19 protein-coding genes and 1 pseudogene are annotated in these 19,286 nt (G+C 60.7%); 11 read left to right on the forward strand and 9 right to left on the reverse strand.

The features are described from left to right. Positions 1–89 precede the first annotated feature (89 nt). Positions 90–986: a LysR family transcriptional regulator gene (locus tag ACDZ94_RS13655; protein WP_262667609.1), complete on the forward strand. Its 897-nt coding sequence runs from the start codon at positions 90–92 to the stop codon at positions 984–986. Here the strand turns inward: ACDZ94_RS13655 and dhaL are convergent. From dhaL to ACDZ94_RS13690, 7 genes are all read right to left on the reverse strand, one after another. Continuing rightward, the gene (dhaL, locus tag ACDZ94_RS13660) at positions 943–1,590 is read right to left on the reverse strand and encodes a dihydroxyacetone kinase subunit DhaL (RefSeq protein ID WP_407017479.1); all 648 of its coding nucleotides are present in this window, start codon (positions 1,588–1,590) and stop codon (positions 943–945) included. The genes ACDZ94_RS13655 and dhaL overlap by 44 nt on opposite strands. 3 nt (positions 1,591–1,593) lie before the next feature. Continuing rightward, entirely contained in the window at positions 1,594–2,595 is a 1,002-nt protein-coding gene (locus ACDZ94_RS13665) for a dihydroxyacetone kinase subunit DhaK (RefSeq protein ID WP_407017478.1), read from the reverse strand. 156 nt (positions 2,596–2,751) lie between these two features. After that, positions 2,752–3,867, reverse strand: a complete 1,116-nt coding sequence (locus ACDZ94_RS13670) for an MDR/zinc-dependent alcohol dehydrogenase-like family protein (RefSeq protein ID WP_064451957.1) — start codon at positions 3,865–3,867, stop codon at positions 2,752–2,754. 26 nt (positions 3,868–3,893) lie between these two features. Beyond that, positions 3,894–4,649 (reverse strand): SDR family oxidoreductase, encoded by a 756-nt coding sequence (locus ACDZ94_RS13675; protein WP_064451958.1) that lies wholly within the window; start codon positions 4,647–4,649, stop codon positions 3,894–3,896. 152 nt (positions 4,650–4,801) lie between these two features. Next, complete coding sequence (locus tag ACDZ94_RS13680) at positions 4,802–5,809, reverse strand: substrate-binding domain-containing protein (RefSeq protein WP_064451959.1); 1,008 nt, start codon at positions 5,807–5,809, stop codon at positions 4,802–4,804. A gap of 58 nt (positions 5,810–5,867) precedes the next feature. Then, on the reverse strand, positions 5,868–6,845 hold the full coding sequence (locus ACDZ94_RS13685) for an ABC transporter permease (protein WP_064451960.1): 978 nt from the start codon (positions 6,843–6,845) through the stop codon (positions 5,868–5,870). After that, a complete protein-coding gene (locus tag ACDZ94_RS13690) occupies positions 6,842–8,329 on the reverse strand; it encodes a sugar ABC transporter ATP-binding protein (protein ID WP_432750296.1) in 1,488 nt (495 codons plus the stop codon). Before ACDZ94_RS13690 ends, ACDZ94_RS13685 begins: the two co-directional genes overlap by 4 nt. 283 nt (positions 8,330–8,612) lie before the next feature. Between ACDZ94_RS13690 and rpiB the strand changes: the two genes are divergently transcribed. From rpiB to ACDZ94_RS13705, 3 genes are all read left to right on the forward strand, one after another. Next, positions 8,613–9,074, forward strand: a complete 462-nt coding sequence (gene rpiB / locus ACDZ94_RS13695; RefSeq protein WP_432750297.1) for a ribose 5-phosphate isomerase B — start codon at positions 8,613–8,615, stop codon at positions 9,072–9,074. A 63-nt stretch (positions 9,075–9,137) separates the two neighbouring features. After that, positions 9,138–10,118, forward strand: a complete 981-nt coding sequence (locus tag ACDZ94_RS13700) for a sugar-binding transcriptional regulator (RefSeq protein ID WP_053255665.1) — start codon at positions 9,138–9,140, stop codon at positions 10,116–10,118. A gap of 372 nt (positions 10,119–10,490) precedes the next feature. Then, the gene (locus ACDZ94_RS13705) at positions 10,491–12,056 is read left to right on the forward strand and encodes a TerC family protein (protein ID WP_064451962.1); all 1,566 of its coding nucleotides are present in this window, start codon (positions 10,491–10,493) and stop codon (positions 12,054–12,056) included. A gap of 100 nt (positions 12,057–12,156) precedes the next feature. Here ACDZ94_RS13705 and ACDZ94_RS13710 read toward each other — a convergent pair. Both ACDZ94_RS13710 and ACDZ94_RS13715 read right to left on the reverse strand, forming a co-directional pair. Then, positions 12,157–12,369, reverse strand: a pseudogene (locus tag ACDZ94_RS13710) (thioredoxin domain-containing protein); the annotation flags it as partial. 93 nt (positions 12,370–12,462) lie between these two features. Further along, positions 12,463–12,711 (reverse strand): hypothetical protein, encoded by a 249-nt coding sequence (locus ACDZ94_RS13715; protein WP_064451964.1) that lies wholly within the window; start codon positions 12,709–12,711, stop codon positions 12,463–12,465. Positions 12,712–13,045: 334 nt separating this feature from the next. On the opposite strand from ACDZ94_RS13715, the gene ACDZ94_RS13720 reads away from it, so the two are divergent. The 7 genes from ACDZ94_RS13720 to ACDZ94_RS13750 all read left to right on the forward strand — a co-directional run bounded on the left by ACDZ94_RS13720 (position 13,046) and on the right by ACDZ94_RS13750 (position 18,616). Then, entirely contained in the window at positions 13,046–13,894 is an 849-nt protein-coding gene (locus tag ACDZ94_RS13720; RefSeq protein WP_064451965.1) for a transporter substrate-binding domain-containing protein, read from the forward strand. A gap of 52 nt (positions 13,895–13,946) precedes the next feature. Next, positions 13,947–14,609: an amino acid ABC transporter permease gene (locus ACDZ94_RS13725; RefSeq protein ID WP_064451966.1), complete on the forward strand. Its 663-nt coding sequence runs from the start codon at positions 13,947–13,949 to the stop codon at positions 14,607–14,609. Positions 14,610–14,620: 11 nt separating this feature from the next. Beyond that, positions 14,621–15,283, forward strand: coding sequence for an amino acid ABC transporter permease (locus ACDZ94_RS13730; protein WP_053255671.1), 663 nt, complete (start codon positions 14,621–14,623; stop codon positions 15,281–15,283). Beyond that, positions 15,280–16,062, forward strand: coding sequence for an amino acid ABC transporter ATP-binding protein (locus ACDZ94_RS13735; RefSeq protein ID WP_064451967.1), 783 nt, complete (start codon positions 15,280–15,282; stop codon positions 16,060–16,062). Before ACDZ94_RS13730 ends, ACDZ94_RS13735 begins: the two co-directional genes overlap by 4 nt. A gap of 14 nt (positions 16,063–16,076) precedes the next feature. Continuing rightward, positions 16,077–16,466: a RidA family protein gene (locus tag ACDZ94_RS13740; RefSeq protein WP_064451968.1), complete on the forward strand. Its 390-nt coding sequence runs from the start codon at positions 16,077–16,079 to the stop codon at positions 16,464–16,466. 167 nt (positions 16,467–16,633) lie between these two features. Further along, entirely contained in the window at positions 16,634–17,398 is a 765-nt protein-coding gene (locus ACDZ94_RS13745; RefSeq protein ID WP_221294494.1) for an IclR family transcriptional regulator, read from the forward strand. 9 nt (positions 17,399–17,407) lie between these two features. Further along, entirely contained in the window at positions 17,408–18,616 is a 1,209-nt protein-coding gene (locus ACDZ94_RS13750) for an amino acid deaminase (protein ID WP_221294495.1), read from the forward strand. Positions 18,617–19,286 lie beyond the last annotated feature (670 nt).

Below are 19,286 nucleotides of genomic sequence, written 5' to 3' on the forward strand. Positions count from 1 at the left end.
AGTGTTGAGGTCTTGTGAGCTTATCCCTGGCGCTTGCTTGAGTTGTTAGCTGGGCTGAAGCACTTCATTACCTTTGAGCTAATCCTGCGATGGAAATCCGCCACTTCCGCTATTTCCTGGCGGTCGCCCGCCAGCGCAATTTCACCCGCGCTGCCGAGCAATTGGGCATCGCGCCGCCCACCCTGAGTCGGCAGATACAGGACATGGAAACCGCCCTGGGCACGCGTTTGTTTATCCGTCAGCAGCGCGAAGTCAGCCTTACCGAGGCGGGCGCTGCGTTACTGATCGAGGCGGAAGTCACCGTGCGTCAGTTCGAGTTTGCCCAGCGCAACGCCCAGCGCGCCGGACGTGGGGATATCGGGCATGTCGAACTGGGCTACGTGGCCTCGGCGGTATACTCGGGGCTGTTGCAGCGGCAAATGCAGGCGTTCAGCCAGGCGTTTCCGGATGTGAGCGTGAATGTGCGCGAATGCGCGATGGCCACATTGCCGACGGCGGTGGCGGACGGGCGCTATGACATCGGCTACATCCGCTCGCCGATGACGCTGCCCGATGGGGTGGAGGCAGTGCGCCTCGACAGCGAAGGTTTTGTGCTGGCGCTGCCGCAGGATTCCTGGCTGCTGGGGCTCAAGGCCATCGGCTGTGAACACCTGCAAAACGAGACCTTTATCTTGCCGGAGCAAATCAGCGGGACGTTGCACGTGGCGGCGCAGGGCGGTTATGCGCCGCGCCTCGGGCCGCAACCGGGCGGCTTGGTGGCGGTGGTGGCGCTGGTGTCGTTAGGGCAGGGCGTCGCGGTTGTGCCGGCGTCGATGGTCGGGCATGTGAGCTTGCCGGGTGTGGTCTACCGCAGTATCCACGGCAGCGAGGCGGCGTCCTGGCTGTCGTTGATTCACCGGCGCTTTGAGCAAGCGCCGGCAGTGGCGCGGTATATCCAGCAAATCAAACGCTCAGTCGGGGCTGCACCGAGTCCGCCAGGCGCGTGAGGATCAGGCAGCACGACACGGCGCCGGCATCCAGCACGCCGAGGGAGCGCTCGCCCAAACGGCTAGCCCGGCCGATTTTGGCGACCAGGTCTTTGGTTGAATCGCGGCCTTGTGACGCGGCGGCTTTCATCGCCTCCAGCGCATCGTTGAAACCAGCGCCTCCCGCATGCGCACGTTCGAAGGCTTCAACCGCCGGGATCAGCGTGTCCATCAAACACTTGTCACCCACGCCCGCTTCGGTGATGTCCTGCAGTGAGGTCAAACCGCCGCGCAGCAAGTGAGCAAAGGTCGCGGCGTCGATATTCTCGCTGCTGCGCACTTCGTCGGCCATGCCGATAAACAGGCTGCCATACAACGGCCCCATGGAGCCGCCGATGCCTTCCATCAAGCTCAGGGTCAGTTCGTCCAGGGCCTGGGCCAGCGTCAGTTGGCGGCCTTCGATCATGCGGCCGCAATGGGCGAATCCCTTGGCCATGTTGATGCCGTGGTCGCCGTCGCCAATCGCGCCGTCGACTTCGCTGAGGTATTCACGGTTGGCCACGATCACGCTGACCAGGTCGGCGACGATGGCGCTGCCGTCGCGGGTGGAAAAATGCTGGCTCATGGTTCACTCCGCCTGGGTCATGCCGATCGAGCGGCACGGTTGGTCGATAAGGGTTTTCAGCTCGGCGTCGAGGCCGAGCAGGGTGAGGGTGACGCCCATCATTTCCAGGGAGGTGAAGTAGTTGCCCACATAGCAACGGTGAATCTTCAAGCCCTTGGCCTTGAGCTGTCGCTCAACCTCGGCGTAAAAAATATACAGCTCCATCACCGGCGTGGCGCCCAGGCCCGAGACCAGCACCACCACACTGTCGTCCTTGCTGAAATCACGGTCAGCCAGGATCGGCGCGAGCATGCGTTCGGCCATGGCAGCGGCGGGTTCGATGGGGACGACTTCAATGCCCGGTTCGCCGTGATGGCCGATGCCCAGTTCCATCTGGCCGTCGGGGATCTGGAAGTTTGGTTTGCCCACCGCCGCAATGGTGCAGGGCGTGAGGCCGATGCCAATTGAGCGGCAGTGATCGACCGTTTTCTGGGCGACGCGAATCACGCCATCGAGGTCGTAATGCTGGGCAGCCGCGGCACCGCCGATCTTCCACATGAAGATCTCCCCGGCCACGCCGCGCCGCTTGGCGATATCGGCCTGGGGGGCGGAGGCCACATCGTCGTTGGCGACCACGGTACGGATGCGCATGTCTTTGCTGGCGGCCATTTTCATTGCCAGCTTTACGTTCATGTTGTCGCCGGCATAGTTGCCGTACAGGCAGGCTACGCCGGCGCCATGGTCGGCGGCGCGGAAGGCATCGAAAAAGCTCTTGGCGGTGGGCGAGGAGAAAATCTCGCCGACGGCCACGGCGTCTACCAGGCCCTGGCCGACGTAGCCGAGAAAGGCCGGCTCATGGCCCGAACCGCCGCCGGTCACGATGCCAACCCGGCCTTGCCCCGATGGCCTGGCTTTGACGATGACCCGAGGGTTGCTCTCGTATTGGCGCAGTTCGGGGTGGGCGACCAGAATACCGTGCAGCATGTCCTCGACCACTTGGTCCGGATCGTTGATGACTCGATTCATAACGCGGGTTCCTGTTCTTGTTCTAAAGGGCAACAACAATTCAATGTGGGAGCGGGCTTGCCCGCGATAGCGGTGGTTCAGTTGATAGATGTGTTGACTGATATACCGCCATCGCAGGCAAGCCAGCTCCCACAGGGTGGTGTGTTGCTGCTGGGATCAGGGCTCCAATACCACTTTGAGCGACTTGTCCCCGCGCTCCATCACCGCAAACGCTTCCTTGAAATCCGCCAGTGCGAATTTATGGGTCACCACGTCGCGCATGTCGATCTTGCGGTTGCCGATAAAGTCGATGGCGCGCGGGTACATGTATGGCCCCAGGTGCGAGCCCAATATGTCCAGTTCCTTGCGGTCGCCGATGATCGACCAATCTACCGTGGCTTCGTCATTAAATACGCTGAACTCGACGAAGCGCCCCAGCTTGCGCAACATCGCCAGGCCCTGGTTCACCGCCTTGTGGTGCCCGGTAGCTTCGATATAAATGTCGCAGCCATAACCGTCGGTGATCGCGCGGATTTTTGCCAGGACGTCGACGTCGGCCGGGTTCCACACTTCGTCGGCGCCCATGCGCAGGGCGAGGGCGGCGCGTTCGGGTTTCATGTCCAGCACGATCAGCTTTTTCGGGTTGCGCAGGCGCACGGCGCCGATGATGCCCAGGCCCAGGGTGCCGGCACCGGCCACCACCACCACGTCGTCATGGTCGACATTCGCGCGCTCGGCGGCATGCAGTGAGCAGGCCAGCGGTTCGATCAGGATCGCTTCGTCGGGGGCGATGGATTCCGGCACTTTGTGGATGATGCCTTCCTTGGTGAAGATCATGTACTGGGCCATGGCGCCCTGCACATTGTTCTGGAAGCCATACAGGTCATGCTTCTGGCACATCCAGTACTGGCCGTGGTTGCAGAAGCGACAGCCCCAGCACGGCACAATCTGCTCGGAGATCACCCGGTCACCCACCGCCACGCCGCGTTTTTCGGCGCCTGGGCCGAGGGCAACCACGCGGCAGACGAATTCATGCCCGGGGATCATCGGCGGTTTCACGTAGCGCGGTTGCTCGGCGTCGCCCCAGAACGACGGTGCGCCGCGATAGGTCTTGATGTCGCCCATGCAGATGCCGCACAGCTCGACTTTGGTGAGAATCTCGTCAGGCCCGGGTGTGGGCACATCGACGGTTTCCAGGCGGTAGTCTTCCGGGCCATGGCAGACCACGGCCTGCATGGTTTTCGGGATGCTGGGGGCGAGCTGTTCAGGGGTGCGTTCGGTGACGGTGGACATGACAAAACCTCACGACAAAAGATGAATTACTGAATGCTGTAGCCGCCGTCGATCACCATGTTGGCGCCGGTGATCATCTGCGCGGCATCGCTGAGCAGGTACAACGCGAGCCCGGCGATTTCTTGCGGCTGGGCAAAACGGCCCGCCGGGATCTGCAATTTGGCCCGTTCACCCACTTCACCGGCCCAGGCTTTCTTGCCCAGGGCGGTCTCGACGATGGTCGGGGAGATGGCGTTGACGTTGATCTGTGGCGCCCACTCCATGGCCAATACCTTGGTCATGCCGACGATGGCCGCCTTGCTCGCGCAGTAGGCGACGTGGCGGTCCAGGCCGATCACGGCGGCCTGGGAGGCGAGGTTGACGATGCGTCCGCCGCCGTTGGCGAGCATGTGTCTGGCGCACGCCTGGGCCACGAAGAAGCTGGCTTTGAGGTTGATATCCAGGGTGCTGTCCCAGGCGCTTTCGCTGACGTCGACGGCCTTGTCGAGCAGGACGATGCCGGCGCTGTTGATCAGGTAATCCAGGCGCTGGAAGTGTTCGAATACGTGGTCGATGGTGTGCTGCACCTGGTCGATCCGGCTGAGGTCGACCGCAATACCCAGATGCCCGGCGCCCAGGCTCGCGGCCACTTCCACCACGGCGGGGTCACGGTCCAGCAACGCCACGCGTGCGCCGCGCTCCACCAGCAGGCTGGCGCAGGCCAGGCCGATGCCGGCGGCGCCGCCGGTAATCACCGCGCAACGGCCGGTGAGGTCGAAGGCTTGGTTCCAGAATCCAGACATACGATTAACTCCATTTTTGAAAACGGTGGAGATCCAATGTGGGAGCGGGCTTGCTCGCGATGCAGGCGACTCGGTCTTTTAGTCAAACCGAGGTGATGCCATCGCAGGGAAGCCCGCTCCCACAGTTGGAATGCATTCACAGGTCGAAACCGCTACTTACCGCCGCTGACCTGTTTGTACAGCGCATCCGCATTGGCATTGGTCACCGGCACCCACGGCAAGATGTAGTTCTTGGCGGTGCCGTCACCCCATTTCACGTCCTTGGCATAGCGTTCCCAAATCACCGACTGCGGCTTGTAGTCCTTGCCGGCCAATGCGCGCAATGCCACATCCAGCGCGCCCTGAGACTGGGCCTGGGCGTCTTGCAGGAAGGTGGTGACTTCGTCTTTCTTCGCCGCCTGGATCGCATCCGGCATGCCGTCGATCGAGGTGACCGGCACGTCTTTGGACGACAAGCCATGGGACTTCAGGGCTTGCACGGCGCCGAGGGCCATGTCGTCGTTCTGGGCGATCACGCCGTTAATGCCTTTGGGGTGCGCGTTCAGCCAGTCTTCGGTGAGGGTCAGGGCCTGGGCGCGGTCCCAGTTGGCGGTTTTTTTCTCGATGATCTTGATGTCGGGGTGTTTGCCCAACACTTCCAGCTCGCCTTTTTCCCGGTCGATCTGCGCCGACTGGCCAATGGGGCCCTGGATGATCACGACGTTGCCACGGCCGTTGAGCTTGTCGACCATGGCCTGGGCTTGCAGGCGGCCGCCTTCCACGTCGTCATTACCCACATAAGGCACGGACGCATCGGCTACTTTCGTATTGGAGGCGATGACGACCACATCGTTGCTCATGGCTTGTTTTACGGTGCCGACACCGGCCTTGGTGTCGATCGGCACGAACAGGATGGCGTCGTAGTGCTGGGTCACCATGTTTTCGATCTGGTTGTTTTGGGTCAGGGCGTCGTAGTTGCCGTCGAACACGGTCAACTGCACGGTGCCGTCCTTGACCGCCGGATGTTCCTTCAGCTCGCGGACCCAGTTCTGCATGAACTGGCCCTTGAGGCCGTACACGGCGGCGCCGATTTTGTAGGTCTTGCCATCGGCGGCCAGGGCAATACTGCTGGCGAGCAGGGAGAGAGCCGCAACGGCGGCCAACGTCATTCCAGGTTTCATGGTGAGAACTCCGCTTATTGTTGTAGGTCGTCCAGTTCATTTTTTGGAGGAAAAGCGACTAGCGTTTTTTCTTGCGCCACACGTCGATCAGTACTGCGAACACGATGATCAGGCCCTTGGCGACCTGCTGGTAATAGGACGACACGCCGAGCAGGTTCAGCCCGTTGTTGATCACGCCGATCAACAACGCACCAAACAGCGTGCCGACAATGCTGCCGGTGCCGCCCGACAAGCTGGTGCCGCCGATGACCACCGCGGCAATCGCATCCAGCTCATAGGAAACCCCGGCCTGGGGCAGGGCGGAGGTAGTGCGGGCCGACAACACTACGCCGGCCAGCCCGGCGAGCAGGCCAGACACCACGTACACCGAAAACATCACCTTGCGCACGCCGATGCCGGAGGTGCGTGCGCTCTTTTCATTGCCGCCCACCGCGTACACATAGCGGCCGTAAGTGGTGTAGCGCAGCACCATCCAGAAGATCAGCGCGACCACGGCGAAGATGACGATGGGCACCCCAATCGGGCCGATCTTGCCAATGCCCAGCGCCAGATAGGCGTCGGGCAGATCCGTGATGGGGCTGCCGTCGTTGAGAATGAAGGTCATGCCCCGTGCGACGCTGAGCATGCCGAGGGTGGCCACGAACGGCGGGATCGACAGGTTGGCGACCATAAAGCCGTTGACCACGCCGAGCATGGCCCCGGCAAACATCCCGGCACTGACCGCCGCCAGCAGGCCATAACCCTGGGTTGCGACCATCGCGCTGCACAGCCCGGCGAAGGCCAGGATCGAGCCCACCGACAGGTCGATGCCCTTGGTCAGAATCACGTAGGTCATGCCCACGGCGAGGATGCCGTTGATCGAGGTCTGGCGCAGGATGTCCATCCAGTTGCGCCAGGTCATGAAATATTCGCTGGAAAACGCCATCACCACGCACAGCAGGATAAACACCAGCGGCAGGCCGAAGCGGTCGAGGGATAAACGCAGTCGATTGCGCGGCGCGGCAGTCATGGGTGCAGCGATGGTTTTGGCATTCATGAGGCAAGACTCAACAAGGCTTCCTGGGAAAGGGCGGTGTCGGTGCTGATGGTCACCAGCCGGCCGCCCTTGAATACGGCGATACGATCACTCAGGTGCAGCAACTCGGGGGCTTCGGACGACACCACAATGGCGGAGCCACCGGCGCGCACGAACTGGTCGAGCAGGTGGTAAATCTCCTGCTTGGCGCCTTCATCAATGCCCCGGGTCGGTTCATCGCACAGCAGGCACACCGGTTCGGTCGACAGGCATTTGGCAAGCACCACTTTCTGCTGGTTGCCACCGCTCATGGAGGCCACCGGCAGTTCCAGGGATGTGGTTTTGATCTGCAGGCGCTTGACCATGTCCTGGGCGAGTTGGGTTTCCTTGCGCGCATTGATCAGCGACCATCTCGACAGGCGTTTGTAGGCCGACAGCGCAATATTGGAAAGAATGCTGCCGGTGAGCACCAGGCCACTGTCTTTGCGGTCCTCGGTGACCAGCGACATGCCGGCGTTGATCGTGGCTTTGGGCAAGCCGATCGGCATGGGTTTGCCTTGCAGGGTCACGCTGCCGGAGTCCGCGACGGTCAGGCCGTAGATGCAGTTGAGGAATTCGCTGCGCCCCGAACCCATCAGGCCATAAATGCCGAGGATTTCACCCTGGCGCAGTTGCAGGCTGATGTCGTGGAATTCGCCGTTGCGGCTCAGGTTGTCGACTTGCAGGCAGGTCGTGGGGGCGCATTCGCGGCCGACCTTGTGGTCAATGCGCGTCAACTCCTGGCCGACGATGCCGCGCACCAGGTGGTTGCGGTCGATATCGGCCATGCGTCCGCTTTCCACAAAGGCGCCATCGCGAAAGATGCTGTAGTCATCGGCGATCTGCGCCAGTTCGCTCAGACGATGCGACACATAGACGATACCGGCGCCTCGGGCAGTGAGGCGGCGGATGGCTTTGAACAGGGTTTCTGCCTCGCGCTCGCCGATGGCCGAGGTGGGTTCGTCCATGATCATCACCTGGCAGTCATGGCTGAACGCCTTGGCGATTTCCACCAGCTGGATCTGCGCCACGCTCAAGCGGTGCATGGGGCGGGTCGCGTCGACGTCGAACTCCAGGCTTTCGAGCAGCTCGCGGGTGCGGCGGTTGAGGGTCTTGCTGTCGACAATGCAGCCGGCATGGCGCGGTTCGCGGCCCAGCCAGATATTTTCGGCGACGGTCATGTAGGGGATGGGTTCCAGTTCCTGGGTGATCATCGCGATCCCCGCCGCCAGGGCTTCACTCGGGCGGTTGAACTGAACGGGGGCACCGTTGAGCGCAATGGTTCCGGCGTCGCGTTGGGTGATGCCCATCAGGATGCTCAGGAACGTCGACTTGCCTGCGCCATTGCCGCCGCACAACGCATGGACGCTGCCGGCCCGTAGAGAGAGGCGCCCGTCACGCAGGGCAGGCACCCCGGCGTAAGCCTTGGCGACGTGTTCAGCCTGGAGCAGTAATGGCGTGGCCATCGGCGTGTCCTCGTGCTGTGAATTCTTATTAGGTCGCACAGTCATGTTTCGCTGTGATCATATGTGTATCAAATGAAATTCTGATCAGTCAATCTCTTTCACTTAAAACGTAGGAATCTCATCCTGAGTGGTAATGGCGCCCTGTTATAGGGCTTTGACTGTCGAGTCAGTTAAAACTCACTTGACAGAAAGGGCTTAATGCCCGCGAAATGACTGATAGAAATTTCATCTACTGATCATTTGATCGGTCTTAAATGCCCTCTCGGCAGTGGAGCCAGACGCCATGAACACACCTTTCCCGGTGGCTATCGGATGCGATGAAGCGGGTTTTGAGCTCAAATACCTGTTGAAGCGCCATATCGAGGCGCTCGGCTATCCGGTGACCGACTTCGGTACTCACTCCACGGCGCCGGTGCTGTATCCGGACATCGCCCTGGCCGTGGCCACCGCCATCAATGCCGGGCAGCAACGCCTCGGTGTGCTGGTGTGCGGCACCGGGATCGGCATGGCGATCTCGGCCAACAAGGTGTTGGGCATTCGTGCGGCCCAGGCCCATGACACGTATTCGGCGGAGCGCGCGCGCAAGAGCAACGATGCGCAAATCCTGTCCATTGGCGCGCGGGTGATCGGCGCCGAACTGGCCAAAAGCATCGTCAAGTCGTTCCTGGAGTCGGAGTTCGAGGCTGCGCGTTCTGGGGCCAAGGTCGAGCGGATCAATGCGATCGAGCGCGATGGGCATCAGTAGTGGACGTAACGGGGCAAGAGTCGGGAGAATGCGCCTTTGACGCCGAAACGGAAGCCCGTCCCCATGAGTGACAGTACCCAGCGCATTGCCAGCGATATCGATCAGATGACCGAAGTGGCGATGCTCTATTACCTTGAGAACGTCACTCAGGAAGCCATTGCCAAACGCTTCGACCTGTCGCGGGCGAAAGTCAGCCGCTTGCTCAAACGTGCGCGCGATGAAGGGATTGTCGAGGTGCGCGTCTTGCAGCACCCGGCGATGAACAACGAGCTGGAGCGGGCGTTGGTGGAGCGCTTCAAGCTGGACCGCGCCTTGATCGCGGTCGACCACAGCGACCCCGACACCCAGCGCTCGGCTGTCGCCAGCCTGGTGGCGAATTACCTGAACAAGACGCTGAGCGACGGCATGATCGTCGCCGTGGGCATGGGGCGTAACGTCGGTGCCGTGGCGGATAACGTATTTTTGCCGGTGACGCGCAATTGCACGTTTGTCTGCGCCATCGGCGGTTCGCTCAAGGCCGGCGAATACATGAACCCCGACCATATTTGCCGTCGCCTGGCCCTGCGTTTTGGTGGCGAGAGCGAAAGCCTGTACGCCCCGGCGCTGGTGGCAAACCCCGAGTTACGGGGCGTGCTGATCAACAATGACACCGTGCGCTCGACCCTGGACCGTGCGCGGCGCGCGGACATTGCGCTGATTGGCATTGGCGACATGAGCGAGAACAGCAACATGGTGCGCATGGGCTGGTTCTCGCCGCAGGAGATCGCGCAGGCGCGGTTGTCGGGCACCGTGGGCGACATGATGGGGTATGACTTTATCGACATCCATGGCCAGCCGGCGGTCAACGCGATTCAAGGTCGGGTGATCGGGTTGACGGTGCAGGAGCTGTTTCGTATCCCGGATGTCGTGGCGATTGCCAGTGAGAACACCAAGGCAGCGGCGACGCTTGGCGCGTTGCGCTCGGGGGTGATCAATACGCTGGCGACCACGGTAACGAATGCCCACACCATCCTGGCGCTGGATGATGCGACGCGCAAAACCTGATATTGCGCAGGTCAAAATGTGGGAGCGGGCTTGCTCGCGAAGGCGGTGTGTCAGTCGACATATGGATTGACTGAACCTCCGCATTCGCGAGCAAGCCCGCTCCCACATTGGTTTTGTGTGTGCTTGGGGACAGATTTTGTAATAATTTTGCGTTGTAGGAAGTTTGGGTTTCGCCTGTACGATTCAAGTCCTTTTCTCATTGCAGGACTTGCATGAACACCCTCTCGGAGCCTCCCAGTCGTCTTTCCCCAAGACATCCGCTGTCGCTGTTCCCGCTGAAGCACCCCGTATTCCAACTGCTAACCTTGTCCCGGTCCACTGACCGCGCTTTGCCGTGTCCGGCATTCTGAAACCTATAAAGAGACTCTATAAATGGAATGGTTAGCGGATCCAACGGCCTGGCTCGGCCTGTTGACCTTGATTGTGCTGGAACTGGTGCTGGGCATCGACAACCTGGTGTTTATCGCGATCCTGGCGGACAAGCTGCCGCCGGAGCAGCGCGATCGCGCGCGGTTGATCGGTTTGTCCCTGGCGTTGCTGATGCGTTTGGGCCTGCTGGCGAGTATTTCCTGGCTGGTGACGCTCACGCAGCCGCTGTTCGAGGTGTTCGACAAGAGCTTCTCCGGCCGTGACCTGATCATGTTGTTTGGTGGTGTGTTCCTGTTGTTCAAGGCCACCATGGAATTGCACGAGCGCCTTGAAGGCCATGTGGCACAGCGCACGGGCAATGTGGCGTACGCGATGTTCTGGCCGATCGTGGCGCAGATCGTGGTGCTCGACGCAGTGTTCTCCCTCGACGCGGTGATTACCGCCGTGGGCATGGTCGATGAGCTGGCTGTGATGATGATCGCGGTGATCGTGTCCATCGGCCTGATGATCGTGGCGAGTAAACCGCTGACCCGTTTCGTCAACGCGCACCCGACAGTCATCATGCTGTGTCTGGGCTTTTTGATGATGATCGGTTTCGCCCTGACCGCCGAAGGCCTGGGCTTCCATATTCCCAAGGGCTACCTGTATGCGGCGATTGGTTTCTCGATCCTGATCGAGCTGTTCAACCAGATTGCCCGCGCCCGCCGCAAGAAGTCGGCGCAAGGCGTGTTGCCGGTGCGTGAGCGTACCGCCCATGCGGTAATGCGCTTGCTCGGCGGCCGAAGCCTGGCGGTGGAAGAGGTGGGTGAAGACGTGGCCGACTTGCTGGGCGAGCGGGATGCGACCCAGGGTCCGCTGTTTGATCGACGCGAGCGCGTAATGATCAGCGGCGTGCTGCAACTGGCCGAGCGGCCGATCCGTACCTTGATGACGCCACGGGCCAAGGTGGACTGTATCGATCTGGCGGACGATCCCGACACGATCCGCCGCAAACTGATGCATTCGTCCTACTCGCGCCTGCCGTTGATCCGCAACGGCGCGGTGGATGAGCCGCTGGGTTTCGTGCACAAAAAGGAATTGCTCAAGGAATACCTGGCCGGCAACGAGCCTAACCTGGAGCACCTGGCGCGTCGGGCGATCAACCTGCTGGAGAGCTTTTCGATCCTCAACGCCCTGGAGCAGATGCGCCAGGAGTCGACCCACATCGCCTTCGTGATCAACGAATTCGGCGACTTCATGGGCGTGTTGAGCATGACCGACATTCTCGAGTCCATCGCCGGTGAATTGCCGGACGCCAGCGAAATCGAGGGGCCGGATATTGTCGAGGAGGGCGAGGGGTTTCGCGCCAATGGCGCCTTGAACCTCAACCTGGTTCGTCAGCGTACCGGTTTCAATGCCGTTTCCACCGAGGATTATCAGACCCTAGCTGGCTTGGTGATGAGCCTGCTCGATCGCCTGCCGATGGTCGGTGACAGTCTCGAGCATGAAGGCTGGCGCCTGGCTGTGGCGGCGGTGGAAGAGCGACGCGTGACGCAGGTGCTGTTGGCGCCGGTGACGCGTAGTCTTTGAACACCTCCTCCAGGAGTGTTTCCTGTTCATGGGGGTCACCGATGCCCTTGAGGTTTTCGACCTCAAGGGCGTCTTTGTAGACCACCAGCGTGGGGGTGCCGCTAACCCCGTGAATCGGCGGGGTTTGGGTGGTGTCGAGGATCATGCTTTTTACACGCCCGGCGTATTGAGCGGCGATGCGATTGAAACGCAGGTCAGCCCCCAAGCACGCCGGGCAGTAGGGGGAAGTGAACAACACAATCACCAGCGGGTGTTCAGTCAGGATTCTTTGGTATTCGTCGAGGTCACGAATAACCGTTTTTGCAACACCCATGATGATCTCCTTGCGAGCCCGGCCAAATGGTTGCGGGTACGCTAAATCGCGAGATCACCACCGTCTACTGTCAACCTTCACAGGTAACGCTGCTCACGCATCGTCCGCGCGCTCCATGCGTTCCCGGGCCTTTCGCGCCTGATTCGCGCATTTCTTGTATTCCTCATTGTCCCTGGACGCCTTTGCCCGCCGGTAGTCATGGTGGTTCTGACCGGTGTAGTCGGCATTGAAGGCTTCCTTGAGTTTCTGCAGTTGTTCCTTGCATTCGTGGCGGTCGTTCGCGGCCGAGGCGCTGCCGGCTGCCAGGAATGAAAGCAAAACCAAAGTGAGGCTGAGCTTCATCAGAAAGGTCGTCCTTGTTGGCTTGAATGTGCCAAGGCTAGTCCAGCGTGGGGATTTTTGCATGGTGCGCCCGCGCCGCAAGGGTGCGGGGTAACACCGTTGTGGTGCACCCGGTTGGGGCCTTTCACGGCGGTGTGGGGCCTTGGGTAGCAATCTGATTTCCCATGATGGCATCACGCTGTACACCCCATGAGAAATTATCTTTCTGATTTATAACGAATTTATCCTTGGCATATTTTTCTGTTACTGCGTGTGGCACACTTTCTGCTGTCTATTCCGTTGTTACATACCAAGTTCCGGTATAGCGGAATACACAACTCCTGGAGTGCTTGTCATGCATCACCGACCTTCCGTGTTTAAAGCGTGTGTTTTTCTCTTCGCCGCATCGGCTTCCCTCGCAAGCATCGTGCACGCGGCGGACAGCAAGCTCGATGATGTGCTCAAGCGTGGGCATCTCATCGTGGGTACAGGCAGTACCAATGCGCCGTGGCACTTCCAGGGAGCGGATGGCAAGTTGCAAGGTTTTGATATCGACATCGGCCGCATTGTGGCCAAGGGATTGTTCAACGATCCAAGCAAGGTCGAATTTGTGGTGCAGTCGTCCGACGCACGCATTCCCAACCTGCTGACCGACAAGGTCGACATGAGTTGCCAGTTCATCACCGTCACTGCCAGCCGTGCGCAGCAGGTTGCCTTTACCTTGCCGTACTACCGCGAAGGCGTGGGCCTGCTGCTGCCGAATAACAGCAAATACAAAGAAATCGAAGACCTGCAAGCCGCAGGCGACAGCGTCACCGTGGCCGTGCTGCAAAACGTCTATGCCGAAGAGCTGGTGCACCAGGCACTGCCCAAGGCCAAGGTCGATCAGTACGACAGCGTTGACCTGATGTACCAGGCCGTGAACTCTGGCCGCGCCGATGCTGCCGCCACCGACCAATCCTCGGTCAAATACCTGATGGTGCAGAACCCGGGCCGCTACCGCAGCCCGACCTACGCCTGGAGCCCGCAAACCTACGCGTGCGCCGTCAAGCGTGGCGACCAGGACTGGCTGAACTTCGTCAACACGGCGTTGCATGAAGCCATGACCGGCGTGGAATTCCCGACCTACAAAGCCTCGTTCAAGCAGTGGTTCGGTGTGGACCTGCCAGAGCCTGCGATTGGTTTCCCTGTTGAATTCAAGTGATGTGTAAACCGGGGGCGCAGCGTGTTGCGCCCCGCTTCAGGTACTGCCGACCATGAACTATCAGTTGAACTTTGCCGCCGTGTGGCGTGATTTCCCCAGCTTGCTGGCGGGGCTCGGCCTGGGCCTTGAGCTGGCGTTGCTGTCGATCGCGATTGGCTGTGTGATCGGCTTGATGATGGCCTTTGCCATGCTGTCCAGGCACCGGGCGTTGCGAGTCTTCGCCTCGGTGTATGTGACGGTGATCCGCAATACGCCGATCCTCGTGCTGATCCTGTTGATCTACTTTGCCCTGCCGTCGCTGGGGATTCGTCTCGACAAAATCCCTTCCTTCATCATCACCCTGTCGCTGTATGCCGGTGCCTACCTGACCGAAGTGTTCCGTGCCGGGCTGTTGAATATTCCCAAGGGCTTGCGTGAAGCCGGCTTGGCCATCGGCCTGGGCGAGTGGCGCATTCGTGCCTACATCACCGTGCCGGTGATGCTGCGCAACGTGTTGCCGGCGCTGTCGAACAACTTTATTTCGCTGTTCAAGGACACCTCGTTGGCCGCCGCTATCGCGGTGCCGGAGCTGACCTATTATGCCCGCAAGATCAACGTCGAAAGCTACCGGGTGATTGAAACCTGGATGGTTACGACCGCGCTCTACGTGGCCGCCTGTTATTTCATCGCCATGCTGCTCCGTTACCTGGAACAGCGTCTGGCGATCCGTCGTTAAGGAGGGTTTCCATGTACGAGTCCCCCAGCTGGCTGCATGAGTTGTGGATCGCCCGGGATACCCTCTGGGCGGGGTTTCAGACCAGCATCTACTGCTCGGTGCTGGCGATTATCTTTGGCACGCTGATCGGTATCTTTGCGGGGTTGATCCTGACCTACGGCAAATTCTGGATGCGTGCGCCGTTTCGTCTGTACGTTGACCTGATCCGTGGCACGCCAGTGTTTGTGCTGGTGCTGGCGTGTTTTTACATGCTGCCGGCGCTCGGTTGGCAGATCACCGCGTTCCAGGCCGGTGCGGTCGGCCTGACGTTGTTCTGCGGCTCGCACGTCTCGGAAATTGTGCGCGGCGCGTTGCAAGCCATCCCCCGTGGGCAACTGGAAGCGGGCAAGGCGATTGGCCTGACGTTCTACCAGTCCCTGGGTTACGTGCTGTTGCCTCAGGCGCTGCGACAGATATTGCCGACCTGGGTCAATTCCTCCACGGAAATCGTCAAGGCCTCGACCTTGCTTTCGGTGATTGGCGTGGCTGAATTGCTGCTGAGCACGCAGCAAGTGATCGCGCGTACTTTCATGACCCTGGAGTTCTATCTGTTCGCCGGGTTTCTGTTCTTTGTCATCAACTACGCCATCGAGTTATTCGGGCGCTACATTGAAAAGCGGGTGGCCTTGCCATGAACCAACCACACACTAACCCACCGCTGCTGAACATTCGCGGCCTGCGCAAACAATACGGCCAGGTGGAAGTGCTCAAAGGCGTCGACCTGTCCATGCAGCGCGGCAACGTGGTGACCTTGATCGGCTCCAGCGGCTCGGGCAAGACCACGCTGCTGCGTTGCGTCAACTTGCTGGAAGAATTCCAGGGCGGCCAGATCACCCTGGATGGCGAATCCATCGGCTACAGCGAAATCGCCGGCAAGCGTGTGCGCCACCCTGAACGCGTGATTGCCCAGCACCGCGCGATGACCGGCATGGCGTTCCAGCAGTTCAACCTGTTTCCGCATCTGACGGCGTTGCAAAACGTCACCCTCGGCCTGCTCAAGGTCAAGAAAATGGGCAAGGACGAAGCCGTGGCCCTGGCCGAAAAATGGCTCGACCGCGTCGGCCTGCTGGAGCGGCGCAACCACTTCCCCGGCCAATTGTCCGGCGGCCAGCAACAGCGTGTGGCGATTGCCCGTGCGATCGCGATGAACCCCAGCTTGATGCTGTTCGACGAAGTCACCTCGGCCCTCGACCCGGAGCTGGTTGGGGAAGTGCTGAGCGTGATCAAGGGCCTGGCGGAGGAGGGCATGACCATGTTGCTGGTCACCCACGAAATGCGTTTTGCCTATGAAGTGTCGGACAAGATCGTATTCATGAACCAGGGCCGCATTGAAGAGCAGGGCACCTCGAAGGACATCTTCGAGCGTCCGCAATCGCCGCGCCTGGCGGAATTTTTGAAGAACATTCGTTTTTAATCAGGAGCAACGTTATGACCATTACTCGTTACGGCACCGGCAGCACCGCCGGCGGTGGCCAGCCACGTCCTTTCGCCCGCGCGGTGGAAGCGGACGGCTGGCTCTACGTCTCGGGCCAGGTGCCAGCGGTGGACGGTGAAATCATCAACGGCGGCATCGTCGAGCAAACCCGCCAGACCCTGCGCAATGTGGTGGCAATTCTGGAAGAGGCCGGCTACGAACTCAAAGACGTGGTGCGCGTGGGTGTATGGCTGGAAGACCCACGGGACTTCTGGAGTTTCAACAAGGTATTCGGCGAATACTTCACCCCGGAACACGCCCCGGCGCGTGCCTGTGTACAGGCCAACATGATGGTGGACTGCAAGGTCGAGATTGATTGCGTGGCCTACAGGAAAAAAGGCTAAATGCCCCATTCTTGAAGCCATAGGAGATCCAATGTGGGAGCGGGCTTGCCCGCGATGACGGAGTGTCAGCCAGCCCATCTGGCACTGACCCACCGCAATCACGGGCAAGCCCGTTCCCACAGGGGATCACTGTGCAGCACCCACCTTTGACGGGACCGATTACTGCCATGACCGAAGACACCATCAAACGCCGCGCCAAAGGCCTGGACCGTGCTTTCGATATCCTCGATTTTCTCAAGGAGATCGGCCAGCCCCTGCGCCCGAATGATATTGCCAGCGGCATCGGCAGCCCCAAATCCACCGTCTATGAGTTGGTCGCATCCCTGCTGGAGCGGCGCATCCTGGAAACGGTGGGCAAGGACGGCCACGTCTACCTCGGCCGCCAGTTGTACTTCCTCGGCCAGGCGCACCTGCGCCATTTCGACCTGACCCGCGAGGCCGACCACGCCTTGCAGGAAATCGTCAGCCAAACCCACGAAACCGCGCAGATGTGCCTGCTCAATGGGCGCAAATACACGGTGGCGCTGATGCGCGAAGGTGAGCGGCATTTCCGTATTTCATCGGACATCGGCGAAAACGCACCCATCCCGTGGACTGCCTCCGGGCGCCTGTTGCTGGGGCACTTGAGCGACCAGCAAATCATCGACCTGATCGACTACGACGATTTCATCCTGCCGGACGGCCAGCGCCTGGCGCTGGAAACCTTCCTGGCGCAAATCCGCCAGGCCACGCTCGACGGTTTCTTCTCCTTCGACAGCGTGGCCGACACCTTTACCCATTGCTTCGCTGCCCCGGTCCGCGACGCACAAGGCATCAGCATTGCGACCTTGTGCATCGTCGCCCCACGGGCCGACGCGATTAAAAATTACAACGACTATCGCCGGGTGTTGATCGACAGCGCCAACAACCTGGCCCGTCGCATCAACGAATAGGAGTTTTCCATGTCTGCCTTCAACGCCGTTGAAAAAGGCGCCGCCGCGATTGGCGCCCACCTGGTCCGCGACGTCAGCCTGCCAGCCCTGGTGCTGCACCGTGACGCCCTGGAACACAACATTCGCTGGATGCAAGCGTTTGTCAGCAACAGCGGCGCAGAACTCGCGCCCCATGGTAAAACCAGCATGATGCCCGCGCTGTTCCAGCGTCAGATCGCCCAAGGCGCCTGGGGGATTACCCTGGCCAATGCGGTGCAGACCCGCGCCGCCTACGCCGGTGGTGTGCGCCGCGTGTTGATGGCCAACCAATTGGTTGGTGCGCCGAACATGGCGTTGATTGCCGACCTGTTGGCCGATCCTGATTTCGACTTCCACTGCATGGTCGACCACCCGGACAACGTCGCCGATCTGGGCCTGTTCTTCGCTGCCCGTGGCTTGCGCCTGAACGTGATGATCGAGTACGGCGTGGTCGGCGGCCGTTGCGGTTGCCGCAGCGAGCAGGACGTGCGCGAACTCGCCAAGGCGATCAAGGCCCAGCCGGCCCTGGCCCTTACCGGTATCGAAGGCTATGAAGGCGTGATCCACGGTGAACACGCCATCAGCGGCATCCGCGAGTTCGCCGCCAGCCTGGTGCGATTGGCCGTGGACCTGCAAAACAACGGCGCTTTCGACCTGCCCAAGCCCATCATCACCGCATCGGGGTCGGCCTGGTACGACCTGATCGCCGAGTCCTTCGAAACGCAAAACGCCGCCGGCCGTTTCCTCAGCGTGTTGCGCCCGGGCAGCTACGTGGCCCACGACCACGGTATCTACAAAGACGCGCAATGCTGCGTGCTCGACCGCCGCAGCGACCTCAATGAAGGCCTGCGCCCTGCGTTGGAAGTCTGGGCGCATGTGCAATCGTTGCCCGAGCCTGGCTTTGCCGTGATAGCCCTGGGCAAGCGCGACGTGGCCTACGACGCCGGGTTGCCGGTGCCGCTCAAACGCTACAAGGCCGGTATCCTGCCCGCCGAAGGCGATGACGTGACCGCGTGCAAAGTCACGGCGGTGATGGACCAGCATGCGTTCATGACGGTGGCGCCAGGGGTTGAGTTGCGTATCGGTGACATCATCTCGTTCGGCACCTCGCACCCTTGCCTGACCTTCGACAAATGGCAAGTGGGTTGCCTGGTGGATGAGCAGTTGCAGGTGATTGAGTCGCTGCATACCTGCTTCTAGACCGAGTCGCAGCCATCGCAGGCAAGCCAGCTCCCACATTGACCGCGTTGTATCTGAAGGAATGCAGTCAACTGTGGGAGCGGGCTTGCTCGCGAAGGAGCCATCAGCCACACCAGAGATTAGCGGCCATCGCAGGCAAGCCGGTTCCCACATTGACCGCGTTGTATCTGAAGGAATGCAGTCAACTGTGGGAGCGGGCTTGCTCGCGAAGGGGCCATCAGCCACACCAGAGATTAGCGGCCATCGCAGGCAAGCCAGCTCCCACATTGACCGCGTTGTATCTGAAGGAATGCAGTCAACTGTGGGAGCGGGCTTGCCCGCGAAGGGGCCATCAGCCACACCAGAGATTAGCGGCCATCGCAGGCAAGCCGGTTCCCACATTGACCGCGTTGTATCTGAAGGAATGCAGTCAACCGTGGGAGCGGGCTTGCTCGCGAAGGAGCCATCAGCCACACCAGAGATTAGCGGCCATCGCAGGCAAGCCAGCTCCCACATTGACCGCATTGTATCTGAAGGAATGCAGTCAACTGTGGGAGCGGGCTTGCTCGCGAAGGGGCCATCAGCCACACCAGAGATTAGCGGCCATCGCAGGCAAGCCAGCTCCCACATTGACCGCGTTGTATCTGAAGGAATGCAGTCAACTGTGGGAGCGGGCTTGCCCGCGAAGGGG

It is taken from the genome of Pseudomonas sp. UBT, from assembly GCF_050915955.1.
In the GTDB taxonomy this organism is placed as follows: Bacteria; Pseudomonadota; Gammaproteobacteria; order Pseudomonadales; family Pseudomonadaceae; genus Aquipseudomonas; species Aquipseudomonas antarctica_A.